General features: G+C 73.4%; 25 protein-coding genes. 18 read left to right on the forward strand and 7 right to left on the reverse strand.

All coding sequences use genetic code 11. The features are described 5' to 3' along the window. The first annotated feature begins 7 nt into the window (after nucleotides 1–7). The 5 genes from ACFW3D_RS00085 to ACFW3D_RS00105 all read left to right on the forward strand — a co-directional run bounded on the left by ACFW3D_RS00085 (nucleotide 8) and on the right by ACFW3D_RS00105 (nucleotide 4,323). Nucleotides 8–1,012: a L,D-transpeptidase gene (locus tag ACFW3D_RS00085; protein ID WP_500499518.1), complete on the forward strand. Its 1,005-nt coding sequence runs from the start codon at nucleotides 8–10 to the stop codon at nucleotides 1,010–1,012. A gap of 35 nt (nucleotides 1,013–1,047) precedes the next feature. Continuing rightward, nucleotides 1,048–2,184, forward strand: a complete 1,137-nt coding sequence (gene alr, locus ACFW3D_RS00090; RefSeq protein ID WP_500499521.1) for an alanine racemase — start codon at nucleotides 1,048–1,050, stop codon at nucleotides 2,182–2,184. A gap of 33 nt (nucleotides 2,185–2,217) precedes the next feature. Next, entirely contained in the window at nucleotides 2,218–3,498 is a 1,281-nt protein-coding gene (locus tag ACFW3D_RS00095) for an alpha/beta fold hydrolase (RefSeq protein ID WP_500499523.1), read from the forward strand. 11 nt (nucleotides 3,499–3,509) lie between these two features. Continuing rightward, nucleotides 3,510–4,034, forward strand: coding sequence for a tRNA (adenosine(37)-N6)-threonylcarbamoyltransferase complex ATPase subunit type 1 TsaE (tsaE, locus tag ACFW3D_RS00100; protein WP_500499526.1), 525 nt, complete (start codon nucleotides 3,510–3,512; stop codon nucleotides 4,032–4,034). Between the two features lie 124 nt (nucleotides 4,035–4,158). Then, nucleotides 4,159–4,323, forward strand: coding sequence for a hypothetical protein (locus ACFW3D_RS00105; RefSeq protein ID WP_500499528.1), 165 nt, complete (start codon nucleotides 4,159–4,161; stop codon nucleotides 4,321–4,323). Between the two features lie 74 nt (nucleotides 4,324–4,397). Here ACFW3D_RS00105 and ACFW3D_RS00110 read toward each other — a convergent pair whose 3' ends face one another. Continuing rightward, nucleotides 4,398–4,940 carry a hypothetical protein gene (locus tag ACFW3D_RS00110; RefSeq protein ID WP_500499531.1) on the reverse strand — a complete coding sequence of 181 codons (543 nt, stop codon included), beginning with the start codon at nucleotides 4,938–4,940 and terminating at the stop codon, nucleotides 4,398–4,400. A 164-nt stretch (nucleotides 4,941–5,104) separates the two neighbouring features. On the opposite strand from ACFW3D_RS00110, the gene tsaB reads away from it, so the two are divergent. The 5 genes from tsaB to ACFW3D_RS00135 all read left to right on the forward strand — a co-directional run bounded on the left by tsaB (nucleotide 5,105) and on the right by ACFW3D_RS00135 (nucleotide 8,416). Further along, on the forward strand, nucleotides 5,105–5,758 hold the full coding sequence (gene tsaB / locus ACFW3D_RS00115) for a tRNA (adenosine(37)-N6)-threonylcarbamoyltransferase complex dimerization subunit type 1 TsaB (RefSeq protein WP_500499533.1): 654 nt from the start codon (nucleotides 5,105–5,107) through the stop codon (nucleotides 5,756–5,758). 17 nt (nucleotides 5,759–5,775) lie between these two features. Further along, nucleotides 5,776–6,270: a ribosomal protein S18-alanine N-acetyltransferase gene (gene rimI / locus ACFW3D_RS00120; RefSeq protein WP_500500137.1), complete on the forward strand. Its 495-nt coding sequence runs from the start codon at nucleotides 5,776–5,778 to the stop codon at nucleotides 6,268–6,270. After that, nucleotides 6,263–7,366, forward strand: coding sequence for a tRNA (adenosine(37)-N6)-threonylcarbamoyltransferase complex transferase subunit TsaD (gene tsaD / locus ACFW3D_RS00125; protein ID WP_500499535.1), 1,104 nt, complete (start codon nucleotides 6,263–6,265; stop codon nucleotides 7,364–7,366). Before rimI ends, tsaD begins: the two co-directional genes overlap by 8 nt. Beyond that, nucleotides 7,363–7,656 carry a hypothetical protein gene (locus ACFW3D_RS00130; protein WP_500499538.1) on the forward strand — a complete coding sequence of 98 codons (294 nt, stop codon included), beginning with the start codon at nucleotides 7,363–7,365 and terminating at the stop codon, nucleotides 7,654–7,656. Before tsaD ends, ACFW3D_RS00130 begins: the two co-directional genes overlap by 4 nt. Before the next feature lie 106 nt (nucleotides 7,657–7,762). Further along, a complete protein-coding gene (locus ACFW3D_RS00135; RefSeq protein WP_500499540.1) occupies nucleotides 7,763–8,416 on the forward strand; it encodes an HAD family hydrolase in 654 nt (217 codons plus the stop codon). On the opposite strand, the gene ACFW3D_RS00140 is transcribed toward ACFW3D_RS00135, so the two are convergent. Further along, complete coding sequence (locus tag ACFW3D_RS00140; RefSeq protein WP_500499543.1) at nucleotides 8,413–9,624, reverse strand: THUMP-like domain-containing protein; 1,212 nt, start codon at nucleotides 9,622–9,624, stop codon at nucleotides 8,413–8,415. The two genes, ACFW3D_RS00135 and ACFW3D_RS00140, sit on opposite strands and share 4 nt — an antisense overlap. 412 nt (nucleotides 9,625–10,036) lie before the next feature. Between ACFW3D_RS00140 and groES the strand changes: the two genes are divergently transcribed. Both groES and groL read left to right on the forward strand, forming a co-directional pair. Beyond that, nucleotides 10,037–10,345 (forward strand): co-chaperone GroES, encoded by a 309-nt coding sequence (gene groES / locus ACFW3D_RS00145; RefSeq protein ID WP_018562788.1) that lies wholly within the window; start codon nucleotides 10,037–10,039, stop codon nucleotides 10,343–10,345. A gap of 124 nt (nucleotides 10,346–10,469) precedes the next feature. After that, nucleotides 10,470–12,098: a chaperonin GroEL gene (gene groL / locus ACFW3D_RS00150; RefSeq protein ID WP_500499545.1), complete on the forward strand. Its 1,629-nt coding sequence runs from the start codon at nucleotides 10,470–10,472 to the stop codon at nucleotides 12,096–12,098. 67 nt (nucleotides 12,099–12,165) lie between these two features. Here the strand turns inward: groL and ACFW3D_RS00155 are convergent, their stop codons facing one another. The 3 genes from ACFW3D_RS00155 to ACFW3D_RS00165 all read right to left on the reverse strand — a co-directional run bounded on the left by ACFW3D_RS00155 (nucleotide 12,166) and on the right by ACFW3D_RS00165 (nucleotide 14,755). After that, entirely contained in the window at nucleotides 12,166–12,951 is a 786-nt protein-coding gene (locus tag ACFW3D_RS00155) for an SDR family NAD(P)-dependent oxidoreductase (protein ID WP_500499549.1), read from the reverse strand. 10 nt (nucleotides 12,952–12,961) lie between these two features. Beyond that, the gene (locus ACFW3D_RS00160) at nucleotides 12,962–13,621 is read right to left on the reverse strand and encodes an MOSC domain-containing protein (RefSeq protein WP_500499551.1); all 660 of its coding nucleotides are present in this window, start codon (nucleotides 13,619–13,621) and stop codon (nucleotides 12,962–12,964) included. A gap of 78 nt (nucleotides 13,622–13,699) precedes the next feature. Then, nucleotides 13,700–14,755, reverse strand: coding sequence for an aminotransferase class V-fold PLP-dependent enzyme (locus ACFW3D_RS00165; protein ID WP_500499552.1), 1,056 nt, complete (start codon nucleotides 14,753–14,755; stop codon nucleotides 13,700–13,702). An 84-nt stretch (nucleotides 14,756–14,839) separates the two neighbouring features. On the opposite strand from ACFW3D_RS00165, the gene ACFW3D_RS00170 reads away from it, so the two are divergent. Then, nucleotides 14,840–15,772, forward strand: coding sequence for a LysR family transcriptional regulator (locus tag ACFW3D_RS00170; protein ID WP_500499554.1), 933 nt, complete (start codon nucleotides 14,840–14,842; stop codon nucleotides 15,770–15,772). Between the two features lie 69 nt (nucleotides 15,773–15,841). Here the strand turns inward: ACFW3D_RS00170 and ACFW3D_RS00175 are convergent, their stop codons facing one another. Further along, on the reverse strand, nucleotides 15,842–16,156 hold the full coding sequence (locus ACFW3D_RS00175; protein WP_319138961.1) for a WhiB family transcriptional regulator: 315 nt from the start codon (nucleotides 16,154–16,156) through the stop codon (nucleotides 15,842–15,844). A gap of 470 nt (nucleotides 16,157–16,626) precedes the next feature. On the opposite strand from ACFW3D_RS00175, the gene ACFW3D_RS00180 reads away from it, so the two are divergent. The 4 genes from ACFW3D_RS00180 to ACFW3D_RS00195 all read left to right on the forward strand — a co-directional run bounded on the left by ACFW3D_RS00180 (nucleotide 16,627) and on the right by ACFW3D_RS00195 (nucleotide 20,948). Continuing rightward, nucleotides 16,627–17,238, forward strand: a complete 612-nt coding sequence (locus ACFW3D_RS00180) for a response regulator transcription factor (RefSeq protein ID WP_003948568.1) — start codon at nucleotides 16,627–16,629, stop codon at nucleotides 17,236–17,238. A 263-nt stretch (nucleotides 17,239–17,501) separates the two neighbouring features. Further along, complete coding sequence (locus ACFW3D_RS00185; protein ID WP_500499556.1) at nucleotides 17,502–18,116, forward strand: sigma-70 family RNA polymerase sigma factor; 615 nt, start codon at nucleotides 17,502–17,504, stop codon at nucleotides 18,114–18,116. A gap of 99 nt (nucleotides 18,117–18,215) precedes the next feature. Further along, nucleotides 18,216–19,718: an IMP dehydrogenase gene (guaB, locus tag ACFW3D_RS00190; protein ID WP_500499557.1), complete on the forward strand. Its 1,503-nt coding sequence runs from the start codon at nucleotides 18,216–18,218 to the stop codon at nucleotides 19,716–19,718. Between the two features lie 108 nt (nucleotides 19,719–19,826). Further along, complete coding sequence (locus tag ACFW3D_RS00195; protein WP_499513468.1) at nucleotides 19,827–20,948, forward strand: GuaB3 family IMP dehydrogenase-related protein; 1,122 nt, start codon at nucleotides 19,827–19,829, stop codon at nucleotides 20,946–20,948. A 64-nt stretch (nucleotides 20,949–21,012) separates the two neighbouring features. On the opposite strand, the gene ACFW3D_RS00200 is transcribed toward ACFW3D_RS00195, so the two are convergent. Further along, nucleotides 21,013–22,248 (reverse strand): nucleotide sugar dehydrogenase, encoded by a 1,236-nt coding sequence (locus ACFW3D_RS00200; protein ID WP_500499560.1) that lies wholly within the window; start codon nucleotides 22,246–22,248, stop codon nucleotides 21,013–21,015. 821 nt (nucleotides 22,249–23,069) lie between these two features. Between ACFW3D_RS00200 and ACFW3D_RS00205 the strand changes: the two genes are divergently transcribed. Further along, nucleotides 23,070–24,776 (forward strand): glycerol-3-phosphate dehydrogenase/oxidase, encoded by a 1,707-nt coding sequence (locus tag ACFW3D_RS00205; RefSeq protein WP_500499561.1) that lies wholly within the window; start codon nucleotides 23,070–23,072, stop codon nucleotides 24,774–24,776. Nucleotides 24,777–24,846 lie beyond the last annotated feature (70 nt).

Raw genomic sequence — 24,846 nt, forward strand, 5'->3', positions numbered from 1 at the left:
TGTGTTCATGGGAACGTATGCCAGAAGCAGGGCCCGGCTGCTCGTCGCGGCGGTGATCGCCCTGGCGGCACTCGGTACGCACACGACGGCCGCAGCGGACGACGACCACCGGCCGGTGCCGGTCGACCGGCTCGTCCCCGGGGTCCCCTTCGGCCCGGACGCCTCCCGGCAGGTCGACACCCCCGACCAGGGCGCCCCGCCCCGCCGGATCGGCATGTCGCCCACCGAGCCCGTACGCAGCGCCGTGCCCGCCGCGGACGAGGACGACGACTGGGTGGACCCGCAGCTGGTCGAGTTCGTGCCGGCCGAGGACGTCGAGCGGGCCCGGAAGTTCCAGGAGGAGCGGGCCGCGCGGGAGGAGAACGAGGACCCGTACTACGACGAAGGGGACGGGGAGAACCCGGAGAGCGGCGAGTACTGCACCTCCTTCACCGGCCCCTTCCAGCGCGAGGTGGAGAAACGGCTGCGGCTGCGCGTGAACGGCGACCAGTCCGCCGAGGACTGCGCGGAGATCCGCCACTACCAGAAGTCCAAGGGCATCGTCCCGGCCAGCGGCTTCGCGGGCCCCACGACCTGGGGTCACCTCCGCCTCGACGAGGCCACCAGCAAGGGCCCGAACGCCTCCCGCCGCTGCCCGGCCCCGGCCCGGGGCAAACGGATCGTCTGCATCGACCTCAACCGCCAGCTGCTGTGGGTGCAGAGCAGCAGCACCAAGGTCGTCTTCGGCCCGGTCGCCATCCGCAGCGGCCGCAAGGGCTACCTCACCAGGACCGGCCGCTTCTCCGTCTACTGGCGCCACAAGAACCACGTCTCCGACATCTACGACGCCCCGATGCCCTACAGCCAGTTCTTCAGCGGCGGCCAGGCGATGCACGCCACCCCCGGGAGCGTCTACAAGGCCCCCGGGTCGCACGGCTGCATCAACCTCTCCAACCGCAACGCGCGCCTGCTGTGGAACTTCCTGAAGATCCAGGAGGCGGTGTACGTGTGGGGCGTCAAACCCGCCACGTGACGGTGGCACAGGCCCGGCCTGAGACACTGGGCGCGATGGATGAGACGAATCTGCGCGCCCAGGCCACGATCGACCTCGCCGCCCTGCGGTCCAACGTCGTGGCGCTGCGCGCCCGCGCGCCCCGCTCCGGGCTGATGGCCGTGGTCAAGGCGGACGCCTACGGCCACGGGATAGTGCCGTGCGCCCGGGCCGCCCTGGAGGCGGGGGCCGGCTGGCTCGGCGCGGCCACGCCCGATGAGGCGCTGGCGCTGCGCGCGGCCGGGATCACGGCCCCCGTGCTGTGCTGGCTGTGGACGCCGGGCGGGCCCTGGCGGGACGCCGTGGAGGCGGACGTCGATGTGACGGTCAGCGCGCTCTGGGCGCTGCGCGAGGTCTCGGAGGCCGCCGCGGCCGCGGGCCGTACCGCGCGCGTCCAGCTGAAGGCGGACACGGGCCTTGGCCGCAACGGCGCCCAGCCCTCGGAGTGGCCCGACCTGGTCGCCGCCGCCCGGGCCGCCGAGGAGGCGGGCCTGGTCAAGGTCACCGGGCTGTGGTCGCACTTCGCGTGCGCGGACGAGCCCGGTCATCCCTCCATCGCGGCGCAGCTCGCCGTCTTCCGCACCGCCCTGGAGACCGCGGAGCGGGCCGGACTGCGCCCCGAGGTCCGGCACATGGCGAACTCCCCGGCCACCCTGACCCTGCCCGAGGCGCACTTCGACCTGGTCCGGACCGGCGTGGCGATGTACGGGATCTCACCGGTCCCGCAGGTCGGCGGCCCGGCCGACTTCGGCCTGCGGCCGGTGATGACGCTGTCGGCGCGGCTGGCCTCGGCCAAGCGCGTCCCCGGCGGCCACGGGGTCTCCTACGGGCACCACTACACGACCCCCGGCGAGACCACCCTCGCGCTGGTGCCCGTCGGGTACGCCGACGGCGTCCCGCGGCACGCCTCGGGCACCGGCCCGGTGCTGGTGGCGGGCAAGTGGCGGACGGTCGCCGGGCGAGTGGCGATGGACCAGTTCGTGGTCGACCTCGGGGGCGACTCCGCCGACGCCGGCGACGAGGCGGTACTGTTCGGCCCCGGTGACCGCGGTGAGCCGACCGCCGAGGACTGGGCGCGGGCGGCGGGCACCATCGCGTACGAGATCGTCACTCGGATCGGGACCCGGGTGCCGCGCGTCTACGTGGGTACGTAAACGCGTAGCCGAGGGGAAGCAGCGGTAACGACCATGACCGAGAGCGGTAAGGCAACGGGGGCGATCGAGGCGGTGGCCGAAGCGGCCGCCGCTTCCGGCCGCTGGCAGCGCGCCGGGATCGTGGGCGCCGCCATCGGCGTCGTGGCGGCGGGCGCCGCCGCGGGCGTGGCCCTGGAGCGGGCCACCGTCGGCCGGGGCATGCGCAAGCGCGCCAGGCTCGCCCTCGACCTGGCCGGGCCCTACGGCTCGCTGCGCGGGATGCCGGGCCGGGCCACCGCCGAGGACGGCACCGAGCTCTACTACGAGGTCGAGGAGGCGGACCCGGCGGCGATCGACGCGGCCGCCCCGCCGCGGCGCTGGCAGTTCTTCCGCCGGGGCGGCCAGGCGCCGCCGCTGACCGTGGTCTTCTCCCACGGCTACTGCCTCAACCAGGACTCCTGGCACTTCCAGCGCGCCGCGCTGCGCGGGGCGATACGCGCCGTCTACTGGGACCAGCGCAGCCACGGCCGCTCCGGCCGGGGCAAGGACCAGGCGGACGGCGGCCCCGCCACGATCGACCAGCTCGGCCGCGACCTGAAGGCGGTCCTCGACGCCGCCGCGCCGGAGGGCCCGCTGGTCCTCGTCGGGCACTCCATGGGGGGCATGACGGTCATGGCCTTCGCCGACCAGTTCCCCGAAGTGGTGGCCGAGCGGGTGGCCGGCTTCGCCTTCGTCGGCACGTCCTCCGGCAAACTGGCCAGTGTGACGCTCGGCCTGCCGGCGGCGGGCGCGCGGGCGCTGCGGGCGCTGGCGCCGGGGGTGCTGCGGATCCTGGGCACCCAGGTCGACCTGGTGGAGCGGGGGCGCCGGGCGACGGCCGACCTCTTCGCCGGGATCATCAAGCGCTACTCCTTCGGCTCCGACGTGGACCCGGGCGTCGCGCGCTTCGCCGAGCGGATGATCGAGTCGACCCCGATCGACGTCGTCGCCGAGTTCTACCCGGCCTTCACCGAGCACGAGAAGAGCGAGGCCCTGGACGTGCTGGACGGCCTGCCAGGGCTCGTACTGGCGGGGGACAAGGACCTGCTGACGCCCAGTGAGCACAGCCGGGCCATCGCCGAGCGGCTGCCGGACACCGAGCTGGTGGTGGTGCCCGGGGCCGGGCACCTGGTGATGCTGGAACACCCCGAGCTGGTCAGCACGCATCTGGCCGCGCTGCTTGCCGAGGCGGCCGACGCCTCGCGCGCCCCCGTCCCGCAGGCGCTGCGCGAACTGGCGGTGCCGCCGCCCGCCGGGCCGGGCAGGGCGGACCGGGTGGTCTCCGGCGGCGCGTAGCATTCGGGCACATGGGCATGGAAGCCATCGGCATGGAAGCGATCAGGGTCACGGTCAAGACCCCCGACCAGATGCGCGAGCTGGGGCGCCGTCTCGCGCCGCTGCTGCGCGCCGGCGACCTCGTCGTCCTCAGCGGTGACCTGGGCGCGGGCAAGACCACGCTGACCCGTGGCCTCGGCGAGGGCATGGGCGTCCGGGGGGCGGTGACGTCGCCGACCTTCGTGATCGCGCGGGTGCACCCCTCGCTGCGTGGCGGCCCGGCCCTGGTGCACGTGGACGCGTACCGGCTGACCGGCGGTCTCGACGAGATGGAGGACCTGGACCTCGACGTCTCGCTGCCGGAGTCGGTGGTCGTGGTCGAGTGGGGCGAGGGCAAGGTCGAGGAGCTCTCCGACGACCGGCTGCAGCTGGTGATCCACCGTGCGGTGGGCGAGGTCGCGGCGAACGGGCAGGAGGACCACGACGTGCGCGAGGTCGTCGTCACCGGTGTCGGTGCGCGCTGGGCCGGTGAGGACCTGACGGGGCTCGGCATCTGAGCGCGTAACCGTTCCGACAAGGTGTCGGGAAGATGTTGCGTACGGCACGTCCCACGTGTTCTGCTGGAGTCCAGGAGCTGGTTAGGGCAGCCTAACCCGACCCCGTCGGACCCAGGAGGCATCCATGTCGGCCCACACGGCCCCGGAGCCGGGTTACTCGATGCAGGCGCTGCTCGCGGCGTCCGCGGCGGCGAACGCGGTGTGCACCCCGCCGGAGGAGCACGAGGAGCCGGAACCGGACGCGGCACAGGACGAGCCCACGACGCGGCCCGAGGCGGACGCGGCCTAGGCGGACGCGGCGGGGCGCGGGACGCGTGCCGTCCGTCGTAAGGGCCCCACGGGCGTTCACTCGTCCGGGGGAAATCAGCGGACGACGACGACCTTGCTGCCGATGGTCGCGAACTTCCACAGCGCGGCCCCGTCCTTCCGCTTCTCGCGGATGCCGCCCGTCTGCTGGCCCGGGGGCGGGGCGTCCGGCAGGGAGCCGTCCTTCGCCGCGCTGAAGCCGATCACCACGCTGTCCACGGTCGTGAACCGCACCACGTTCTCCACGGCCACGCCGTCGCCGCCGACCCCGGCGGCGCTGCGGGAGGTCACGGAGTAGCTGCCGGGGGCGGGGTCGACCGTGCCGGGGACGACCGCGTAGGTGGTGCGCACCGTTCCGTCCTCGCCGACCAGCCAGACGCGGTCCGAGCGGAGCGAGTAGACGACCCGGGTGCCGCTGCCGGATGCCGGGGGGAGCTCGTTCTTCTTCTCCGGGGAGGGCGAGGCGGAGGCCTTCGTGGTGGGGCCGGCACCGGCGGCGGCCGCGGGGCGGGCGCCCTTGGGCATCTCGTCGGCGGAGCCGGAGGCCTGGACGGCGAGCACGCCGACGGCGGCCAGGGCGGCTGCGGTCAGTCCGGTCACGATCGTCCCTGAACCGATCCTTGCCACGGCTTTCCTCCGGAGGTGGGCGTCACGCTGGGTTGACGTTAGCAGCCGTGCCGCACGGCGGCGGGAGCGCCGTCCCGGGCGGCCGCGGTGCCCCCGTCCTGGCAGGGCCACCCCGGTGAACGCCGTAGGCTGAACGCGTGCTGCTGCTTGCCTTCGATACCGCAACCCCCGCCGTGACGGTCGCCCTGCACGACGGCCGGCGCGTGCTCGCAGAGTCGACGGAGATCGACGCGCGACGGCACGGGGAGCTGCTGATGCCCGCCGTGGACCGAGTGCTGCGAGAAGCCGGGACGGGACTGGGCGACGTGACCGGGATCGTGGTCGGCGTCGGCCCCGGACCGTACACGGGACTGCGCGTCGGGCTGGTGACCGCGGTCTCCTTCGCCGACGTCCTCGGCGTCCCCGTCCACGGGATCTGCACCCTCGACGGCCTGGCGTACGCCGCCGGCGTCGAGGGGCCGTTCGTCGTGGCCACGGACGCCCGCCGCAAGGAGGTCTACTGGGCCCGGTACGAGGGCCCGCGGGCCCGGCTGACCGACCCGGCCGTGGACCGGCCCGCCGACATCGCCGACGAGGTCGCGGGAGTGCCCGCGGTCGGCGCGGGCGCCGCCCTCTACCCCGAGGTCTTCACCGACGTCCGCCCGCCCGCCGACCAGTCCGCCGCCGCGCTGGCCGCGCTCGCCGCCGTGAAGCTGGCGGACGGCGAGGACTTCCTCCCCGCGCTGCCGCTGTACCTGCGCCGCCCGGATGCCCAGGTGCCGGCGGGCTACAAGGCGGTCCTGCCGAAGTGACCGCGGTGATGCGCGAGATGCGCTGGTGGGACCTGGACGCGGTGATGGAGCTGGAACACCGGCTCTTCCCGGACGACGCGTGGTCGCGCGGCATGTTCTGGTCCGAACTGGCCGACGCGCGGCACCCTTCGGCGACCCGGCACTACGTCGCGGCCGAGGACGAGGCCGGGCGGATCGTCGGCTACGCGGGCCTGGCAGCCGTCGCCGGCACCGGGGACGTGCAGACCATCGCCGTCGCCACCGAGCAGTGGGGCACCGGCCTCGGCGCACAGCTGCTCGGGGAACTGCTGCGGCAGGCCACCGCCTTCGAATGCCACGAGGTGCTGCTGGAGGTGCGCGTCGACAACGTCCGTGCCCAGCGGCTCTACGCGCGCTTCGGCTTCGAGCCGATCGGCTTCCGGCGCGGCTACTACCAGCCGGGCAACGTCGACGCCCTCGTGATGAGGCTCGGCGAGCTGCCGGCCTCCCCTGACGTACCGGGACTACAAGGAACAGAGACCACCCATGGCTGACGAGCCCCTTGTCCTCGGCATCGAGACGTCCTGCGACGAGACCGGTGTCGGCATCGTGCGCGGGCACACCCTGCTCGCCGACGCGGTCGCGTCCAGCGTCGACGAGCACGCCCGCTTCGGCGGCGTCGTCCCCGAGGTCGCCAGCCGCGCGCACCTGGAGGCGATGGTCCCCACGATCCAGCGCGCGCTGAAGGAGGCCGGCGTCGCCGCCTCCGACCTGGACGGGATCGCCGTCACCGCGGGCCCCGGGCTCGCGGGCGCCCTGCTGGTCGGCGTGTCCGCGGCCAAGGCGTACGCCTACGCCCTCGGCAAGCCGCTGTACGGGGTCAACCACCTCGCCTCGCACATCTGCGTGGACCAGCTGGAGCACGGGCCGCTGCCCGAGCCGACGATGGCGCTGCTGGTGTCCGGCGGCCACTCCTCGCTGCTGCTGGCCCCCGACATCACCGGCGACGTGCGCCCGCTGGGCTCCACCATCGACGACGCGGCGGGCGAGGCCTTCGACAAGGTCGCCCGGGTGCTGGGCCTCGGCTTCCCCGGCGGGCCCGCCATCGACCGCGTGGCCCGCGAGGGCGACCGGGACGCGATCCGCTTCCCGCGCGGTCTGACCGGCTCCCGCGACCCGCTCTACGACTTCTCCTTCTCCGGCCTGAAGACAGCCGTGGCGCGGTGGATCGAGTCCAAGCGCCGGGAGGGCGTGGAGGTGCCGGTCGCGGACGTGTCCGCGTCCTTCCAGGAGGCCGTCGTCGACGTCCTCACCCGCAAGGCGATCCGGGCCTGCAAGGACAACGGCGTCGACCACCTGATGATCGGCGGCGGCGTCGCGGCCAACAGCCGGCTGCGTTCGCTGGCGCAGGAGCGCTGCGAGGACGCGGGGATCCTCCTGCGTGTGCCGCGGCCCAAGCTGTGCACCGACAACGGCGCCATGGTCGCGGCCCTCGGCGCGGAGATGGTGGCCCGCGGCCGGCCGTCGTCCACGTGGGACCTGCCGGCGGACTCCTCGCTGCAGGTCACGGACGTGTCCGTGCCCGGCCACACCCACACCCACGATCACGATCACGTCCACGAGCTCAGCAAGGACAACCTCTACTCGTGACCGTCGCCCTCATGTGGGAGGCCCGCGCCGTCGAGGGGCGCGGGCCCGAGCTTCTGGCGTGGGCCCGTGCGCGGGCGCTGTCGCCGGCCCCGCTGCGCCGGGAGACCTTCTCCGCCCCCCAGGACCGCGTGCTGGTCATCACCTGGTGGGACGCCCCGTACGAGGCGGTGCTGCCCGAACTGCCCGAGCCGGACGAGGGGCTGGCCCGGCGGGCCGTCCACCGCTGGCGCTTCGAGTCGGTGGGCGAGGGGGAGCAGGTCCCGGCGCCGGGAGGGCCGGTCGTAGGATGACTCCGGCGCCGAAGGCAACCGGGCTTCTGCCGTGGCGCCCCCGAGCAGGCGTCCTGCCGGACGACCGGTGTCCGGGAGGCGTTCCCTCAGGTGGCGAGAAGTACCGATGACCGACTCCGGCTGTGCCGTCCTCTTCGATCTCGACGGCGTCCTCCTCGACAGCCGGCGGGCGATGCGGCGGGCGATTCTCGACGTCGCCGCCGCGGCTCTGGGCGAGCGCGTCGACGAGAGCCGTCTGCCGGCCGGACTCGACCACCTTCCCCACCACGAACTGCTGGCTCGGCTCGGGGTGACCGACGAGGAGACCGTGTTCGGGACCGCCTGGGAGGACGCGCTCACCCTCGCCACGTGGGGTGCGTCCCCGTTCCCTGGCGCCGCCGGCGTGCTGAGCGACCTCGCGGCCTCCGGCACCGCGATCGGGGTGGTGACCATGCAGCCCGCGAGCCGGGTGGCGCGGCTCGTCCCCGCGGAGCTGTCGGCGTACTTCGGCGTGGTGGTCGGGTGGGGCGACGCCGCGCCCAAGCCCTCCGGGGAGGGCATCCTGCTCGCGCTCGACCGCCTCGGGGTGCCGCCGGGGCGTGCCTGCTTCGTGGGTGACAGCCCCTCCGACGTCGCCGCCGCGGCGGCCGCCGGGATCCATTCGATCGGCGCGGCCTGGGGCTACACCGGCCCCGCCCTGGGCAGCTGCGGACCCACCGTCCTCGCCGGTGCCCTCGGCGACGTGCCGGGCGTCGCGAGGAGCCTCCTGCGGCGGGGCTAGGCGCCGTCGGCCGCGGGGCGGGCCGGAGCGTCCGTCCGGGCCGGGGTGCCCAGCAGCATGCTCGGGGCGCCCGCGACACGGGTCAGGAAGACCGTGGCCGCGTGCGGGCCCTGGGGTTTGACCCGGCGGCGCACCTCCTCCGGTTCGACGGCCGAGCCGCGCTTCTTCACCGTCAGCACGCCCACCTCGCGTTCGCGCAGCAGCGCCTTGAGCCGCTTGAGGTTGAAGGGCAGCACGTCGGTGATCTCGTAGGCGGTCGCCCAGGGCGTCGTGTGCGGCTCGTCCGAGGTGACGTACGCGATGGTCGGGTCGATCAGGCCGCCGCCGACCCGCGCCGCCACGTCGGCCACCATGTGGGCCCGGATCACCGCGCCGTCCGGCTCGTACAGCCAGCGCCCCACGGGGCGCACCTGCGGGTCGGGCAGGCCGGCGGCGGGCAGCGTGGCGCCCGACGGCAGCAGGGTCGCCCGGCGGGCCCCCGGGGCGGTGCCGAACCACAGCACGGCCTCCTTCACGTCGCCGTGGTCGGAGACCCACTCCGCCTCGGCGTCCTCCGGCACGGCCTCGTGCGGGATCCCCGGCGCCACCTTCAGGGCCGCCAGCGGGGCCTTACGGGCCGCCGCCACCGCCCACGACAGCGGCGGGGAGTACGCCTCGGGGTCGAAGATCCGGCCCCGCCCGCCGCGCCGGGCCGGATCGGCGAAGACCGCGTCGTAGCCGTCCACGGAGGTCTCCGTCACGTCGGCGCAGCGCACCTCGATCAGACCGGACAGTCCCAGCGCCTCCGCGTTCGCCCGCGCCACCGCGCAGGTCAGTTCGGAACGGTCGACCGCCAGCACCTCCACCCCGGCGCGGGCCAGCGGGACGGCGTCCCCGCCGATCCCGCAGCACAGGTCCGCCAGCCGCCGCACCCCGAGCGCGGCGAACCGCTCCGCCCGGTGCCGGGCGACCGAGGCCCGCGTCGACTGCTCGACCCCGTCGGGCGTGAAGTACATCCGGTACGCGTCCTCGCCGAACTTCGCCGCCGCCCGCTGCCGCAGCCGGGCCTGCGTCAGCGCGGCCGCCACCAGCCCGGCGTCGTGCTCCCGCCGCAGCCGCGTCGCGGTCGCCAGTTCGGCGGCGGGGTCGTAGTCCCGCAGGGAGGCCAGCAGGGACTGCCCCTCGTCGGTCAGGAGAGCCGAGAACGCGTCAAGATCCACGCCGTCCATTGTCCCGCGGCGCCGCTGCCCGCCGGACCGGCCTGGCGCACGTGCGGACGAGGCGGGCGGAAGACGGCCGGACCCGCGTCGCGCCGCGCGCCGGCGTCGGCGCGACGACGAAGATGCCGGTCCGGCCGGGGTGCGCGACCTGCCTCACGCGTGCCGCGCCCGGCGCGCGGCGGGCCCGGAACCGAGCTTCCGGGCATGCCGTTCCACCTGGGGGAGAGCGGATCGTACGGCGCGGCGTTGGCACTCCGCTTGACCGAGTGCTAAGCGCGTCCTAGTCTCGGACCTGGCACTCAGCCTTGCCGAGTGCCAGCACAAACGCGACGGGCAGGTCCGGCACCCGCGACGACGGGCCTACCAGGTCGCCACCCCAGACAGACACTCCCGTGAGCCCTTTGAAGGGGGAGGTCGGATCGTGACGACCGCCAGCACCAAGGTTGCCATCAAGCCGCTCGAGGACCGCATCGTGGTCCAGCCGCTGGATGCCGAGCAGACCACCGCCTCCGGCCTGGTCATCCCGGACACCGCCAAGGAGAAGCCCCAGGAGGGCGTCGTCCTGGCCGTCGGCCCGGGTCGCTTCGAGGACGGCAACCGCATCCCGCTCGACGTCAAGGTCGGCGACATCGTGCTGTACAGCAAGTACGGCGGCACCGAGGTCAAGTACAGCGGCGAGGAGTACCTCGTCCTCTCGGCTCGCGACGTCCTCGCGATCGTCGAGAAGTAGGACCGGCGCCGCGCGCAAGCGAGAAATGCCGTGACCACGCCCCGGGCACACCGAGTCCTCGAACGGACCGGGGACCCGGGGCGCGGTCTTCGACGAGAACCCAAAGACGAGGAATTCCGCCGGTATGGCCAAGATCCTGAAGTTCGACGAGGACGCGCGTCGCGCCCTTGAGCGCGGCGTGAACAAGCTCGCCGACACCGTGAAGGTGACGATCGGCCCCAAGGGCCGCAACGTCGTCATCGACAAGAAGTTCGGCGCCCCGACCATCACCAACGACGGTGTCACCATCGCGCGTGAGGTCGAGATCGAGGACGCGTACGAGAACCTCGGCGCGCAGCTCGTGAAGGAGGTGGCGACCAAGACCAACGACATCGCGGGTGACGGCACCACCACCGCCACGGTGCTCGCCCAGGCGCTGGTCCGCGAGGGTCTGCGCAACGTCGCCGCCGGCGCCTCCCCGGCCGCCCTGAAGAAGGGCATCGACGCGGCGGTCAAGGCCGTCTCGGACGAGCTGCTCGCCACCGCCCGCCCCATCGAGGGCAAGGACGACATCGCCGCCGTCGCCGCGCTGTCCGCCCAGGACAAGCAGGTCGGCGAGCTGATCGCCGAGGCGATCGACAAGGTCGGCAAGGACGGTGTCATCACCGTCGAGGAGTCCAACACCTTCGGCCTGGAGCTGGACTTCACCGAGGGCATGGCCTTCGACAAGGGCTACCTGTCCCCGTACTTCGTGACGGACCAGGAGCGCCAGGAGGCCGTCCTGGAGGACCCGTACATCCTCATCACCCAGGGCAAGATCTCCTCCATCCAGGACCTGCTCCCGCTGCTGGAGAAGATCCTGCAGGCCGGCGCCTCCAAGCCGCTGCTGATCATCGCCGAGGACGTCGAGGGCGAGGCCCTGTCCACCCTGGTGGTCAACAAGATCCGCGGCACCTTCAACGCCGTCGCGGTGAAGGCCCCCGGCTTCGGCGACCGCCGCAAGGCCATGCTCGGCGACATCGCCACCCTCACCGGCGGCACCGTCGTCGCCGAGGAGGTCGGCCTCAAGCTCGACCAGGTCGGTCTGGACGTGCTCGGCGGCGCCCGCCGCGTGACCGTCACCAAGGACGACACCACCATCGTCGACGGTGGCGGCGAGTCCGCGGAGATCAGCGGCCGGGTCAACCAGATCAAGGCCGAGATCGCCTCGACCGACTCCGACTGGGACCGCGAGAAGCTCCAGGAGCGCCTCGCCAAGCTGGCCGGCGGCGTGTGCGTCATCCGCGTCGGCGCGGCCACCGAGGTCGAGCTCAAGGAGAAGAAGCACCGTCTGGAGGACGCCATCTCCGCGACCCGCGCCGCGGTCGAGGAGGGCATCGTCTCCGGTGGTGGCTCCGCTCTCGTTCACGCGGTCAAGGTGCTCGAGGACGGCCTCGGCAAGACCGGCGACGAGGCCACCGGTGTGGCGGTCGTCCGCCGCGCCGCGGTCGAGCCGCTGCGCTGGATCGCCGAGAACGCCGGCCTGGAGGGCTACGTCATCACCTCCAAGGTCTCCGAGCTGGAGAAGGGCCACGGCTTCAACGCCGCGACCGGCGAGTACGGCGACCTGGTGAAGTCCGGCGTCATCGACCCGGTCAAGGTCACCCGCTCCGCCCTGGAGAACGCCGCCTCCATCGCCTCCCTGCTCCTCACCACCGAGACCCTCGTGGTGGAGAAGAAGGAGGAGGAGCCCGCCGAGGCCGGTCACGGCCACGGTCACGGCCACTCCCACTGAGCACGTCCGCGAAGGCCCCCGTTCCCGCCCGGGAACGGGGGCCTTCGGGCTGCCGGGGCGACCGGCCTCAGTCGCGGGGGTAGGCCGGCCCGAAGCGCCGTCCCGCCTTCGACGAGACGCGGCCGAGCGCCCCGCTCGGCGCCAGCCTGGCCGCGGCCACCGCGACCTTGTAGCGCGGGTCGGGCACGCTGAGGGACCGGCCGCGGGCCAGGTCGCGCAGGGCCGCGGCGACCACCTTGTCGGCGTCCAGCCACGCCCAGGAGGGGATGCCGCCGGTCTCCATCCCGGCCCGCCGGTGGAACTCGGTGCGGACGAAGCCCGGGCACAGCGCCATCAGCCGCACCCCGGTGCCCGCGAGCTCCCGGGCCACGCCCTGGGTGAAGCTGACGACCCACGCCTTGCTCGCCCCGTACGTGCCGCGCGGCACGAAGGCCGCCACCGAGGCCACATTGACCACGAAGCCGCGCCCGCGTTCCCGCATGGCCCCGGTGGCGGCGCAGGTCAGCCGCAGCACCGCCTCGCAGTGCACCTTGAGCATGGTCAGTTCGTCGGTCACCGGCACGTCGCCGAAGCCGCCCCGGTTGCCGAAGCCCGCGTTGTTGACCAGTACGTCGACCGGGCGCTCGCGGTCCCGCAGCCGCGCCTCGACCGCCGCGATGCCCTTGTCCTCGGACAGGTCGGCGGGCAGCACCTCCACGGTCACCCCGTACGCGTGCCGCAGCTCCTGCGCGCTCTCCTCCAGCCGCTGCCCGTCGCGGGCGACCAGGACCAGGGCGTGACCGTCCTTCGCCAGCCGGCGCGCGAACGCCGCGCCGATCCCCGCGGTGGCTCCCGTGATCAGTGAAGTCGTCATGCCCCGCAGGCTAGTGAGCCCCCGTCCGCCCGCGGGCCGCGGCGCGCACATCCTGCGGGAGGGCGTCCGCCGCCAGCAGCCGGGGGAGCAGCGCGGGCTCCAGGGTGACCGCGCGGAAGGTCAGCGCGACGGTGACCTCGTGCCCGGGGCGGTGGACGACCTCGACGGGGTCGCCGGCCCGGACCTCACCGGGTTCGGCGACCCGGAGGTAGGCGCCGGGCAGCGCGGCCCGCGTGAACGTCCTGATCCAGCCGCCCTGTTCCAGCCAGCCCTGGAAGGTGGCGCAGGGGATCCGCGGGCAGGACACCTCCAGGACGGCGCCGCCCGGCCCGCCGATCCGCCACCGCTCGCCGATCAGGGCCGCGTTGACGTCCAGCCCCGAGGTGGTCAGGTTCTCCCCGAACATGCCGTTGCGCAGTGGCATGTCGAGCCGGCGTTCCCAGGTGTCGAGGTCCTCGCGGGCGTAGGCGTAGACGGCCTGGTCGGCGCCGCCGTGGTGCGCCACGTCGTACACCCGGTCGCCGGCGAGGCCGACCGCGCCGGTGCCCTTGGGACCCGGTGCGGTCACCGCCACCGGGCCCGGGACCGGGTGCTTGTCGATGCCGGTCGTCCCGCTGGTCTTCCACGGGTTCGCACGGGGCCGGCCCACGTTCACCGAGAGCAGCTTCATCCCGCGACCGTACGGCGCCCGCCCGGCACCCGGCGAGACGTTTTCCGCCGGGCCGGGGCCGCCGGCGGGGCGCTGTGCCTAGCCCGCGAGCACCCGCAGCAGCCGGTCCACGTCCGCCTCGGTGTTGTACAGGTGGAAGGCCGCCCGCAGGTTTCCCGCGCGGGCCGAGACGCGGATGCCGGCGGCGGCCAGCCGCTCCGCCGCGTCGCCCAGGCCCGGGACGGCCACGATCGCCGAGGCCCGCGCACCGGACGGCACCGGCTTGTGGCCGAGCCGCAGCAGGCCCGCACGGAAGTGCTCGGCCAGCGCGATGTCGTGGGCGCCGATGGCCTCGACGCCCAGTTCCTCGACCAGGCCCAGCGAGGCCGCCCCGGCCAGGTACGGCAGCAGCGGCGGCATCACGTCGAACCGCCGGGCGGAGCGCGCGAGGTGCGCGACCGGCCCGTAGCAGTCGCCCCACGGGTTCTCGGCCGCGTACCAGCCGGCGAACTGCGCGGACAGCCCGTCCTCGGCGCCCTCCCGCACGGTCAGGAACGACACCCCGCGCGGGGCGAGCAGCCACTTGTAGCCGCCGCACACGACGTAGTCGAGGTCATCCGCGCGCAGCGGCAGCCAGCCGACCGCCTGGGTGGCGTCGACGAGCACGCGCGCCCCGTGCCGGGACGCGGCCTCGCGGACCGCCGCCAGGTCGGCGACCCGGCCGTCCGCGGACTGCACCGCGCTGACCGCGACGAGGCCGGTGGTGGGACGTACGGCGTCGGCGACGCCCTCCAGGGGAACGGTGCGCACGGTGACGTCGGCACGGGAGGCGAACGGGTTGACCAGCGAGCTGAAGTCGCCGTCGGCCAGGACCACTTCGGCCCCGGCGGGGAGCGCCGCGGCGATCATGCCGACGTGCGTGGTGACGGAGGAGCCGACGGCGACGCGGTCGGCGGTCACCCCGGTGAGGCGGGCGTAGGCGGTGCGGGCGGTGGTCAGGGCGCGCTCGTCGCGCACCCAGTCGTCGGTGCCCTCGGACCAGGCGGCCACGGCGGTGCGCAGCGCCTCGGCGGAGCGGAGCGGGCCGATGCCCGACGAGGCGGTGTTGAGGTAGGTGATCCCGGCGTCCAACGCGAATTCCCCGGCGATGTCCATGGTTCCCCAGCCTGCGCCCCGGACTGCTCAAAGTCCATCATCGAACACCGAACGCATCCCCCAAGGAACACTTATGCTCGGAGCGTGTTCGAGGCCCGCCACCTCCGTGTGCTGCGCGCCGTGGCCCGTACCGGCTCGCTGTCGGGCGCCGCGCGGGAGCTGGGCTGCACCCAGCCGGCGGTGAGCCAGCAGATGAAGGCGCTGGAACTCGCAGCGGGCACCCCGCTGCTCGTCCGCGGCGGGCGGACCACCCGGCTGACCGAGGCGGGTGAGGCGCTGGCCCGGCACGCGAGCGGCATCCTCGCGGGGCTGGCCGCCGCCGAGGAGGAGGTCGCGGCCATCGGGGGACTGCGGGCCGGGCGGGTGCGGCTGGTGTCGTTCCCGAGCGCGGGCCCGTCCCTGGTGCCCACCGCACTGGCCGCGATGCGCGCCGCGCACCCGGACGTACGGATCACGCTGGCCGAGGCACAGCCGCCGCAGGCGGTGGAGATGCTGCGCGCTGGGGAGTGCGAACTGGCGCTGGCCTACCGCTACGTGGACGGCGACGGGAGCGACGGCGCCGGGGACGCGGCCGAGTGGGAGGGCCTGCTCGTGCGGCCGCTGCTCACCGACCGGCTCTTCGCGGTGCTGCCGGCCGGGCACGCGATGGCGCGCGGCGGTGGTCCGGTGCGGCTGTCCGACCTCGCGGACGAGCCGTGGATCGCGGGCTGCCCGCACTGCCGCCGGCACTTGGTGGAGCTGTGCGGGCGGGAGGGCTTCGAGCCGCGGATCGACTTCGCCACCGACGACTACCCGGCGGCGGTCGGCCTGGTGGCGTCGGGGATGGGCGTCTCGGCGCAGCCCGGCCTCGCGCTGGAGGCGGTGCGGCTGCGCGGAGTGGCCGTACGGGACCTACGGCCGGCCGTGCGCCGGGACGTGGCGGCGCTGACGCTGCCCGACCTGGCTCAGGTGCCGGCTGTCGACATGATGCTGGGGCGGCTGCGGCTCGCGGCCCTGCGCGACCCCTCGACGGTCTGAGCCCGCGGCACCGCGGGTACCTCCGTCGCTTGTGATGAAACGTTTCCTCGTTGGCTGTCGTCCGGTGGGTCAGTGACTGCCGGTGGCGTGCGAGCTCATGACCCGGTTGCGGGACCGGCCCATCATCTCCTCGCGCTCGTCCTCGGTGAGTCCGCCCCAGACCCCGTAGGGTTCGCGGACCGTCAGAGCGTGCGTCGCGCACTCGGCGCGGACGGGGCAGCGCATGCACACCTCCTTCGCCGCCGCCTCACGCGCGCTCCGGGCGGCACCGCGCTCTCCCTCGGGGTGGAAGAACAGGGAGCTGTCGACGCCGCGGCAGGCGGCGACCAGCTGCCAGTCCCAGAGGTCGGCGTTCGGGCCCGGGAGGCGGGAGAAGTCTGCCATTGCTCATCTCCTCGAGAGGTGGGCTGCAGGGACACCGTCCAGGCGCGAAGCTCTGGGAGGGTGCTGTCGACGTTACATCTACTGTCGAAGTAGATGTAAATATGATTCATCACAAAATCGCCAACGAACTCCCGCCATGCGGGTAAAAAGCCTCCAAACAGGCAAAATCTGACATTGCCCCCCGGTCGGCGGCTGATGTGTGCTGCAAGCGGGCGCCCGTTGTGCCGCTTTTTGGAGCCCGGCGAACGGCCGCGACCTGCGACGTTGCTGATCCGTGTCGGTCCGCGCACGGAGAGTGCGGGAGTCGCCCGCCAAACTCCGTAACTCTTTCGAGTGAGGGTCGTTGAAGGTGCGGAAGTGGTTGGCGGTCGAACTAATCGGGCAGGCGCCCGAGGCCGTCATCCCCACCGGTGAACGATTCGTACAGCCTGGAGGCTCAACGTGACGCGGATCAGCTGCGGAGGACGGTCATGACTTCCGTTCTCGTCTGCGACGACTCCCCGCTTGCCCGAGAGGCCCTGCGCCGCGCGGTTGCGACCGTGCCCGGCGTGGAGCGCGTGACGACCGCGGCCAACGGCGAGGAAGTCCTCCGCCGCTGGGGCGCCGACCGCTCGGACCTCATCCTCATGGACGTCCGGATGCCCGGCCTCGGCGGCGTCGAGACCGTACGGCGGCTGCTGTCCGCCGACCCCGGCGCCCGCATCATCATGCTCACGGTCGCCGAGGACCTGGACGGGGTGGCCCTCGCGGTCGCCGCCGGTGCCCGCGGATACCTGCACAAGGACGCCTCGCGCGCCGAGTTGCGGGCCACGGTCACCCAGGCGCTGGCCGACCCGACCTGGCGGCTCGCCCCGCGCCGGCTGCGCTCGGCCGAGATGGGCGCCGCCCCGACCCTGACCGCCCGCGAGATCCAGGTGTTGGAGGGCATGAGCCACGGCCGCTCCAACGCGGAGATCGGCCGCGAGCTCTTCCTCTCCGAGGACACCGTCAAGACGCACGCGCGACGCCTCTTCAAGAAGCTCGGCGCCTCGGACCGGGCCCACGCGGTGGCGCTCGGCTTCCGCTGGGGCCTGGTGCGCTGAGGCGGCGGCCTCGTGAGGGCTGAGGGGCCGATGAGCTGTGGGGCGGCCGTGCGGCTGCCCCGCTCGTACCGGTTTCCGCGCCGAGGGCGCATGCTTGAGGTATGGACTCTCGGGGACACGGTCGGGCGGGGCGGCGGGTGCATGACATGACTACGGCCGGTGCGGTCCCTCGAAGCGCCCCGCACGGCGCGCCGCATAACGCTTCGGAGCACAACCACGGGTCCGAGCCCACGGAGCGGCCCGCGGCGATGCACTATGGACGGATGCGCGACGAGGCCACCGGCAATGAGACAGCCATAGGGGCACTCGTACGTCGAGCTGTGGACGGCGACGAGCAGGCGACGCACGACCTGCTCGCCCACGTGCACCCGCTCGCCGAGCGCTACTGCCGTACCAGGCTGTCGCGGCTGCCGGGTGACGCGCGCCACTTCGTGGACGACCTCGCCCAGGAGGTCTGCCTCGCGGTGCTGTGCGCCCTGCCCCGTTACCGGGACCAGGGGCGGCCCTTCGAGGCCTTCGTCTTCGGCATCGCCGCCCACAAGGTCGCCGATCTGCAGCGGGCCGCCATGCGCCGCCCGGGCTCGACGGCCGTGCCCTCCGACGAGATGCCCGAGCAGCCGGACGACTCGCTCGGGCCGGAGGAGCGGGCGCTGCTGAGCAGCGACGCGGAGTGGGCGAAGAAGCTGCTCGCCAACCTCCCGGAACACCAGCGGGAGCTGGTGCTGCTCCGCGTCGCCGTGGGCCTCACCGCCGAGGAGACCGGTCAGGTGCTCGGCATGTCGCCGGGCGCCGTCCGGGTGGCCCAGCACCGGGCGCTGTCCCGGCTGCGCGCGCTGGCGGAGGAAGCCGCCGCGGGCGCCCCCGGGTTGAGCGCCTAGGACCCGTCGCCCCGGCCCCGCTCCAGGGGCCGGAACTGGTTTCCCGCGGGACCCATTAGCATTGAACATCTCGCCGGGCAAGACCATGGGGAAGGTGTCATGACGTTGAACGCCGACGGAGTAGCCGAGAAGTTCGGGCTGCTCGGACTCACCTACGACGACGTGCTGCTGCTCCCAGGTGCGTCGGACGTCGTGCCGAACCAGGTCGACACCCGCTCGAAGGTCTCCCGGAACGTCAGCGTGAACATCCCGCTGCTGTCGGCGGCGATGGACAAGGTCACCGAGGCGCGGATGGCCATCGCGATGGCCCGCCAGGGCGGTGTGGGCGTCCTCCACCGCAACCTGTCCATCGAGGACCAGGTCAACCAGGTCGACCTGGTGAAGCGGTCCGAGTCCGGCATGGTGACCGACCCGATCACCGTCCACCCCGACGCCACCCTCGCCGAGGCCGACGCCCTGTGCGGCAAGTTCCGCATCAGCGGCGTCCCCGTCACCGACGCCTCCGGCAAGCTGCTGGGCATCGTCACCAACCGTGACATGGCCTTCGAGAGCGACCGCTCCCGGCAGGTCCGCGAGGTCATGACGCCGATGCCGCTGGTCACCGGCAAGGTCGGCATCTCCGGCGTCGACGCGATGGACCTGCTGCGCAAGCACAAGATCGAGAAGCTGCCGCTCGTCGACGACGAAGGCCGCCTCAAGGGCCTGATCACGGTCAAGGACTTCGTGAAGGCCGAGAAGTACCCCAACGCCGCCAAGGACGCCGAGGGCCGGCTGCTGGTCGGCGCCGCGGTGGGCGTCGGCGACGAGTCCTTCCTCCGCGCGCAGCGGCTGGTCGAGGCCGGTGCCGACTTCCTGGTCATCGACAGCGCCCACGGTCACAGCCGCGGCATCCTCGACATGGTCGCCAAGGTCAAGGCCAACATCAAGATCGACGTGGTGGCCGGCAACGTCGCCACCCGCGACGGCGCCCAGGCACTGATCGACGCGGGCGCCGACGGCATCAAGGTCGGTGTCGGCCCCGGTTCCATCTGCACCACCCGCGTGGTCGCCGGCGTCGGCGCCCCCCAGGTGACGGCGATCTACGAGGCCTCCCTCGCGGCCGGACCGGCCGGCGTCCCGCTGATCGGCGACGGCGGCCTGCAGTACTCCGGCGACATCGCCAAGGCCATCGCGGCCGGCGCGGACACCGTCATGCTGGGCAGCCTCCTCGCGGGCTGCGAGGAGTCGCCGGGCGAGCTGCTCTTCATCAACGGCAAGCAGTTCAAGTCGTACCGCGGCATGGGTTCGCTGGGCGCGATGCAGTCGCGCGGGCAGGCCCAGTCCTACTCCAAGGACCGCTACTTCCAGGACAACGTGCTCTCCGAGGACAAGCTCGTCCCCGAGGGCATCGAGGGCCAGGTGCCCTACCGCGGCCCGCTCTCCGCGGTGGCCCACCAGCTCATCGGCGGTCTGCGCTCCTCCATGGGCTACGTCGGCTCCGCGACGATCCCCGAGCTCAAGGAGAAGGGCCGCTTCGTGCGGATCACCGCGGCCGGCCTCAAGGAGAGCCACCCGCACGACATCCAGATGACCACCGAGGCGCCGAACTACCACGGGCGCTGACGGTACGAGCGGACGACCCGAAGCCCGCGGCCGCGCACGGCCGCGGGCTTCCGGCTGCCCTGCCTGGGATACTGGACGGGCAGGCCACGAAGGAAAGGCATAGCGACAGTGACTGAGATCGAGATCGGGCGGGGCAAGCGCGGCCGCAGGGCATACGCATTCGACGACATCGCCGTCGTCCCGAGCCGCCGTACGCGGGACCCCAAGGAGGTCTCGATCGCGTGGCAGATCGACGCCTACCGCTTCGAGCTGCCCTTCCTCGCGGCCCCGATGGACTCCGTGGTCTCCCCGGAGACCGCCATCCGCATCGGCAACCTCGGCGGCCTCGGCGTGCTCAACCTCGAGGGCCTGTGGACCCGCTACGAGGACCCCGAGCCGCTGCTCGCCGAGATCGCCGAGCTGGACGACGCCTCCGTGACCCGGCGCCTGCAGGAGATCTACGCGGCGCCGATCAAGGAGGAGCTGATCGGGCAGCGCATCAAGGAGGTGCGCGACGCCGGTGTGGTCACGGCCGCCGCGCTCTCCCCGCAGCGCACCGCGCAGTTCTCCAAGGCCGTGGTCGACGCGGGCGTGGACATCTTCGTCATCCGCGGCACGACGGTCTCCGCCGAGCACGTGTCGGGCTCCCACGAGCCGCTCAACCTCAAGCAGTTCATCTACGAGCTCGACGTGCCGGTTATCGTCGGCGGCTGCGCCACCTACACCGCGGCGCTGCACCTGATGCGCACCGGCGCCGCGGGCGTCCTCGTCGGCTTCGGCGGCGGCGCCGCCCACACCACCCGCAACGTCCTCGGCATCCAGGTGCCGATGGCGACCGCGGTCGCCGACGTGGCCGCGGCCCGCCGCGACTACATGGACGAGTCGGGCGGCCGCTACGTGCACGTCATCGCCGACGGCGGCTTCGGCTCCAGCGGCGACCTGCCCAAGGCGATCGCCTGCGGCGCCGACTCGGTGATGATGGGCTCCCCGCTGGCCCGCGCCACCGACGCGCCCGGCCGCGGCTTCCACTGGGGCATGGAGGCCACCCACGAGGAGCTGCCGCGAGGCAAGCGCATGAACCTGGGCACCGCCGGCACGACCGAGCAGATCCTGCTCGGCCCCTCCCACGCGCCCGACGGCTCCATGAACTTCTTCGGCGCCCTGCGCCGCGCGATGGCCACGACCGGCTACTCCGAACTGAAGGAGTTCCAGCGGGTCGAGGTCACGGTGTCGCCGACGCACCACCGCTGACCGCCGCCGCACGGCACAGGGGCCCGGACCGCCACTCGCGCGGTCCGGGCCCCTCGGCGTGCCGTCACAGCCGTGCGGCCGCCCCCACCGGAGTGGCCCCGCGGGTGTCCAGCATCAACTGGGCCTTCACCGCCAGGCCTTGCATGTCGTACGTGCGGTGGTGCTGGAGCAGGACCGTGAGGTCGGCGTCGGCCGCGGCCTCCCACAGCGAGTCGGCGCGGGGGACCGGGCGGTCCAGTACCCGCCACCGCGGGACGTACGGGTCGTGGTAGCTCAGCTGCGCCCCCAGCTCGAAAAGACGGGCGCCGATCTCCCGGGCCGGCGAGCGCTCCTGGTCCGGCAGATCCGGCTTGTACGTCACGCCCAGCAGCAGCACCCGCGCCCCGCGCAGCGACTTGCCGTGCTCGTTCAGCAGGGCCGCGGCGCGCTGCACCACGTAGCGCGGCATCCGGGCGTTGACCTCCCGCGCGTACTCGACCAGCCGCAGCGGATGCCCGCGCACCCGGCCCTGGTACGGCGGGTGCCCCGGATCCAGCGGCATGCTGTGGCCGCCGACCCCGGGTCCGGGACGGAAGGCATGGAAGCCCTGCGGACGGGTCTCGGCGCAGCGGATGACGTCCCAGACGTCCACACCGATGTCGTGGCAGAACACGGCCATCTCGTTGGCCAGGGCGATGTTGACGTGCCGGTAGTTGGTCTCCAGCAGCTGAACGCTCTCCGCCTCGCGCACGCCCCGCGCCCGGACGATCCGCTCGGTGAACCGGCCGTAGAACACGGCCGCGGCCTCCGTGCAGGCGGGGGTGAGCCCGCCGATCACCTTCGGTGCGCCGGGGTGCCGCGCCGGGGCGTACGCCAGGTGGAAGCCGTGGCCGGCCCGCAGGCCGGAACCCTCCTCCAGCAGCGGACGCAGGAAGTCCTCCGTCGTGCCCGGGTACACCGGCGACTCCAGGACCACCGTGCTGTGCGGCCGCAGTTGCCCCGCCAGCGCACGGGCGGCCTCCGCCAGCGCCGTCAGGTCCGGCTCCCCGTCCTCCCCGGGCGGGGTCGGCGCGCACAGCACGGCCGCCCGCACCCGGCCCAGGGCGGCCGTGTCCGCGGTCGCGCGGAAGCCGCCCGCGAGCATCCGCCGTACGTCGGCGGCGGCCAGCGCGCCGCAGGGCACCCGGCTGCCGGCGTTGATCGCCTCCACCACGTGCTCGTCCGGGTCGTACCCGATCACCCCGAGGCCGGCGGCGCTGGCCGCCTGCGCGAGGGGCAGGCCGGCGTGGCCGAGTCCGATGACTGCGAGGTCTGCGGGCATGGGGGTCCTCTCCTGCGACGGGGGGCGTCCTGGTACCCAAATGGCGCGAAATCAGGCTAACCAGACAGGTAGCTGATATGACTGCACGCCACGCGGTCCGGGGTCCCCCCGGTCCCCCGCCTCCCCGATCCGGTCTGTGCGTTCGTGTGCGGGCCGGTTGTCCATGTGCGGGTCGTTTACGCCTGCGGCGGGCGGTTTCCCGCCGCCCGCCCGATTGCCCCGGTGCGGTCAGTGCGGGTCTGCGCTCTGTTCGTCTGTGGGTCGGTGGCGCGCCGGCGCACGTCCTCAGCGCTCGCGGATTCGCCGGATCGTTCCGTCCCGGGTCCGCCGCTCGTCGCTTCCGGGCGCACCCCGCCACACCCCCTCCCGTTGAGTGGGCGCATGACGGCCGGTGGGGGGTGAGTAAGGCACTCGCGGCAACCCCGGATTGCCTCATCACCCCCCACCGGGCGTTGGTCGCTCGCGATACGGAGGGGGTGGGGTCGTAGGGGTGGGCGTTCTGGACGCTGACGTGTATTTGTTGTGCGGCAGAGCGGTGCCGAACCCGGATTGCCCGCCATGCACATAAATATGCGGTACAGAATGCCCACCCCGGAGGCCCCGCCCCCGGCCCACCCACGAAACCCGGCGAGACCCGCACCAACCGTCCCCGGGGCAACGGGCGGGCGGGCGGGAAAAACCCAAACCGCAACCACAACGCACCCGCACACAGCGCCCCGCACCGGCGGAGCCCGAAGTAGCCGGGCGCCACGACACGGGTAACGATCGTGGGGACGGGGAATGCGCTGAGGCGCGACCCCGCGTCACGACGGGAGGCCAGGATGCTGACGGCGACACTGGGACCGGCGGAGCGTGCCTCCGCGCTCGCCCGGATGGCGGAACAGGAACTCGACGTACTCGTGGTGGGCGCGGGCGTCGTGGGCGCCGGGACGGCGCTGGACGCCGCGACGCGCGGGCTGACGACCGGCATCGTGGAGGCCCGCGACTGGGCGTCCGGGACGTCGAGCCGGTCGAGCAAGCTGATCCACGGCGGACTGCGCTACCTGGAGATGCTGGACTTCGCCCTGGTCCGGGAGGCCCTCAAGGAGCGCGGTCTGCTGCTCCAGCGCCTGGCGCCGCACCTGGTGAAGCCGGTGCCGTTCCTGTACCCGCTGCAGCACCGCGTCTGGGAGCGCTTCTACGCGGGTGCCGGTGTGACGCTGTACGACACGATGGCGCTGTCCTCCGGGCACGGCCGCGGCCTGCCGCACCACCGCCACCTGAGCCGCAAGAGCGCGCTGCGCGTGGCGCCGTGCCTGCGCAAGGACGCCCTGGTCGGGGCGCTGCAGTACTACGACGCGCAGATGGACGACGCCCGGTACACGATGACGCTGGTCAGGACGGCTTCCGCATACGGCGCGCTGGCCGCGAACCGGGCCCGGGTGATCGGATTCCTGCGCGAGGGCGAGCGCGTGGTGGGCGCCCGGGTCGAGGACGTGGAGGCCGGGGGCGTCTACGAGGTGCGCGCGCGGCAGATCGTGAACGCCACCGGGGTGTGGACGGACGACACGCAGGCGCTGATCGGGGAGCGCGGGCAGTTCCACGTGCGGGCGTCCAAGGGCATACACCTGGTCGTGCCGAAGGACCGGATCCACTCCGCGACGGGGCTGATCCTGCGGACCGAGAAGAGCGTGCTCTTCGTGATCCCGTGGGGCCGCCACTGGATCGTCGGGACGACGGACACCGACTGGAGCCTGGACAAGTCGCACCCGGCCGCGTCCAGCGCCGACATCGACTACCTGCTGGAGCACGTGAACTCGGTGCTCGCGGTGCCGCTGACCCGGGACGACGTGCAGGGCGTGTACGCGGGACTGCGTCCGCTGCTGGCGGGGGAGTCGGAGGCCACCAGCCAGCTGTCCCGGGAGCACACCGTGGCGCACCCGGTGCCGGGCCTGGTGGTGGTCGCGGGCGGCAAGTACACCACGTACCGGGTGATGGCCAAGGACGCGGTCGACGCGGCCGTGCACGGCCTGGCGCACCGGGTCGCGGAGTGCGTCACCGAGGAGATCCCGCTGGCCGGCGCGGAGGGCTACCACGCGCTGTGGAACGCCCGGGCCAGGATCGCGGCGCGCACCGGCCTGCACGTGGCGCGGATCGAGCACCTGCTCAACCGCTACGGCTCGCTCTCCGAGGAGCTGCTGCGGCTGATCGAGGACGACCCCTCGCTGGGCCGCCCGCTGGGCGGGGCGGACGACTACCTGCGCGCCGAGGTCGTCTACGCCGCCTCGCACGAGGGGGCGCGGCACCTGGACGACGTGCTCACCCGGCGGACCCGCATCTCCATCGAGACCTTCGACCGCGGAACGCTCAGCGCCCGTGAGGCCGCCGAGCTGATGGCGCCCGTCCTGGGCTGGGACAAGGAGCAGGTGGAGAAGGAGGTCGAGCACTACGAGAAGCGGGTCGAGGCCGAGCGGGAGTCCCAGCGCCAGCCCGACGACCAGACCGCGGACGCCGCCCGGCTGGGCGCCCCGGACATCGTCCCGCTGTAGCCGCCGCCGGTACGGCGGGTGAGGCGTGGGCCACGGCCTTGTCGGGATCCGTGGTCCGGCCGGATATCGT

Source organism: Streptomyces sp. NPDC058864, from assembly GCF_042742985.1.
Lineage (GTDB): Bacteria > Actinomycetota > Actinomycetes > Streptomycetales > Streptomycetaceae > Actinacidiphila.